Consider the following 3,081-nt stretch of genomic DNA (forward strand, 5'->3'; position numbering starts at 1 on the left):
CCGGCGTGCCGAAGGCTGCTCTGGCTCGAGATTTTGGTATCAGCCGCGAAACCGTTTACGCCTACCTCCGCGCTGACGTCTGAAGGATTCTCCGATGAGGCAGCCATGCCTGCAGCTGAGGGAGTGGGGCGTCTCCGCGGTATCTCCGTGCCGGGCGTTTGAAAAAGCCGAAAGCCCAACTGAAGGAAGATCCCCCAGCGGTACTTCGTTCGCAAATGAGCTCCTTCGACCCCGATCAGCGGCACCCATCCAGCGCTAGTGGGCAATCTGCGCACAACTCCTAGGTCGATGGAAACGGTCTAGCTCGTCTGGCTTCTGGTTCACGTGAACAGTCCGAGCCGTGCCGCCTTTCGAATGGCATCGATTCGGGATGTTGCGCCGAGCTTTGCGTAGATGTTCGTGGTGTGCCGTTTCACTGTGCCCTCGGCGATTGAGAGCCGGCTGCTGATGTCCTTGTTGGAGGCTGCCTGGCCGACCATGCGTAGGACCTGCATCTCTCGGTCGGAGAGCAGTTTGTTGGGCCGGGTAGGCTCCTCGCCGCCCGCTGTCCTGGTAGCCGGGTGGGGTGGGGCAAGGATTGCCTCGATGAGGTCGTGGCTGGCGACGTCCTTGGTGAAGTACGCGGCCGCGCCGGCTCGCAGAAGCTCCTGCCTGAGCACGCTGTCGCGATGCATGGTGAGGATGATCACTGCCACGTCCGGAGCCTGGCGGGCGATCTGCCGCAGGGTCGATTCTGCGGACGCTCCGGCCATCTCCACGTCCAGGAGCAGTACGTCGGGCTGGTGCTCGAGAGCGAGACTGACGGCTTGTTCACCGGATTCGCCTTCCGCGACGATCGTTATTCGCTCGTCCTGCTGCAGGAGAAGAGAGAGCCCACGTCGGAAGAGGGCGTGATCGTCGACCAGGACGACACGTCGGGCATCGATTGTCACCGCGTACCGGTCCTGCTCGGCACGGTGAGCGTGATCGACGTGCCCTCGCCGGTTTTCGACGTAATAGTCATGTTGGCGCCGATGACGTCAGCTCGTTCGCGCATGGTCAGTAGTCCCATGGATTCTGTGCGCACGTGGAACGGGTCGAATCCGATGCCATCGTCGTGGATCTCGATTGCGACGTTGTGGGCGGTCCAGGTGAAGGTGACATCGATGTGTGCCGCATTTGCGTGTGAGACCGCGTTCCTCAGTGCTTCCCGAATGATGAGGAACACCTCTTCGCCGACTCCCGCGGGAATCTGGCGCGGTATGCCTTTCGTGTGGACCGCTGTCGTGGACCCCGCTGACGTCGCGTCGCCCAGGTAGTCGCGCACAGCGTCATCAAGGACGTTATTCCCCACGGTCTGCCGGAGCTCGAGGGCGATCTCTCGAGTGTCGTCGAGGGCTTGTTCAAGCAGTCCGGTGGCCATCGTGAACATCTGTATGCCGTCATCGGTGGTGGTGCGTGCGGCTGTGATCCCCAGGGTGAGGCGTTGGAGGCTGGCTGCGATTCCGTGGGCGACACGATCGTGGAGTTCGCGTGAGACGCGCATCCGCTCTTCTGTCTGCGCCACTGAGAGACGTTCGAGAAGGACATCCACGTACCCGACTGAAGCCGACGCTACTCGCGCCATGATGCAGTGATGCAAGGCCCGCGCGACGGCGATCGCTGTCGGCGCGGTAAACGTCACGTCGCCCAGCGCCTCAACGAGGTGCGGGAGAGCCAGATCGAACAAAGCGCTCGCTGCAGAGAGACTGTCTGAGGGGTGGACGTCGTGGCCTGCCCGGGAACGGCCAATGTTCGCTGACGCAAGGCCGGCCTCGACCCGCTCAATGATGGCAGTTGGGTCGAACGATCCGCGGTCTGCTTCGTCGGCGAGGGCGAGCAGGGTGTCGTTGACGATGTCCCGGACTTGACCGTGAACTTCCCCCGCGGTGACGTCGTCGTCCACGAGAACACTCTGCTGCGCGCGCAGCGTGGCGTCAACGGACGCGACAATCCGGTCGCGGATGAATGCGCGCTCGGCTGGCTCGGCTACTGGCATGTCCACAGCTTGCCACTTCCCGATGGCACCCCGCCGCAGTTGCCACGGCAGTCGAGCTGACCGGGACTGTAACCGCGTTTCATGTGACCAATGGCACATTCCGCTCGGGACGCGACCCGCATAGCCTTGTCGATGACGGTCGTCCGTCCGCTCATCGCGGGGCCGGTGGGAACGCGTGGGGAACCTGGGGGGGGATCTGTATGACCGCTCGGCTCGCGATTGTAATGGGAGCGGCTGGGCTCCACACGGAGCAGGCAGGGCAACAATCACTGCTGCTCAGAGCGGGGCCGGTGGGGAAAACTTGGGGGACCTGGGGGGATCTGTATGACTGCTCGACTCGCGATGGCAGTGGGCTAGGTAGCCATGACAGATTTCCCACCGCCAGCCCCGTGAGACGGCTACGACGTTCCTGCGCCAGCGATGGCTAGAGTGCGTCAATGAGACGGACAGGCCACCGGTCGGTCTACTCAATCGGGGTGGCGACATTGCTCGCGGCGATCCTGACAGGCTGCACGGCGCCTGCGGTGCATCCTGGTTCTTCGGAAGTGTCCAATGCGGCGACGCCAGCACCGACGGCCATTGCCGAGGAAGACACCGTGAAAAAGGTTCCGGGCTTATCGGACCTGACTCCCGGCACATTAATCGCTACGGGAGATTTCAGTGGCGTGGGAACCACGGGGAAGATCCAGATCAAGGCGAACGGCGCGGACCATGGGTTCGACGTCACCTTGACCGGCTTGCAACCTGTGCCGCTTGCCGGAGCCTCGCTCGAGCTGAATTCCCTGCCGTCCACGGCAAGCGAGTGGGAGCTGCAGCAGGGCTTCAGTTACTACCGATACGACGCGCTCAGTCAGGTGTCCGATCAAACCTTCTCGACACCGGGGGTCGACTACGGTGGTTTCGAGACGAACGATCCCCGCTTCATGCGCACAGCCGTGATCTGGGCGGCACCGCCGGGAGCGCCGATCGGCCTGGGTAGCGTCAGCGCGACCGCCACACTCACCTGGGATCTTCCCAACATGACTGCGGGCCCTAATGTCACCGACCATGGCTCCGCCGAGGGC

Annotated in this window: 4 protein-coding genes; 2 read left to right on the forward strand and 2 right to left on the reverse strand. The window is 63.2% G+C overall.

Annotated features, from left to right (window positions below; translation table 11 throughout):
* The first annotated feature begins 5 nt into the window (after positions 1 to 5).
* Positions 6 to 83: a helix-turn-helix domain-containing protein gene (locus QN345_RS17350; protein ID WP_323508960.1), complete on the forward strand. Its 78-nt coding sequence runs from the start codon at positions 6 to 8 to the stop codon at positions 81 to 83.
* 237 nt (positions 84 to 320) lie between these two features.
* Here QN345_RS17350 and QN345_RS17355 read toward each other — a convergent pair whose 3' ends face one another.
* Together QN345_RS17355 and QN345_RS17360 are read right to left on the reverse strand one after the other, a co-directional pair.
* On the reverse strand, positions 321 to 932 hold the full coding sequence (locus tag QN345_RS17355; protein ID WP_323508957.1) for a response regulator transcription factor: 612 nt from the start codon (positions 930 to 932) through the stop codon (positions 321 to 323).
* Positions 929 to 2,017: a sensor histidine kinase gene (locus tag QN345_RS17360; protein ID WP_323508958.1), complete on the reverse strand. Its 1,089-nt coding sequence runs from the start codon at positions 2,015 to 2,017 to the stop codon at positions 929 to 931. The genes QN345_RS17355 and QN345_RS17360 overlap by 4 nt, the downstream gene beginning before the upstream one ends.
* A gap of 476 nt (positions 2,018 to 2,493) precedes the next feature.
* On the opposite strand from QN345_RS17360, the gene QN345_RS17365 reads away from it, so the two are divergent.
* Positions 2,494 to 3,081, forward strand: a 588-nt coding sequence (locus QN345_RS17365) for a hypothetical protein (RefSeq protein WP_323508959.1), incomplete at its 3' end; no start/stop codon positions are given.

The sequence above is a fragment of the Cryobacterium sp. 10I1 genome (assembly GCF_035019805.1).
In the GTDB taxonomy this organism is placed as follows: domain Bacteria; phylum Actinomycetota; class Actinomycetes; order Actinomycetales; family Microbacteriaceae; genus Cryobacterium; species Cryobacterium glucosi.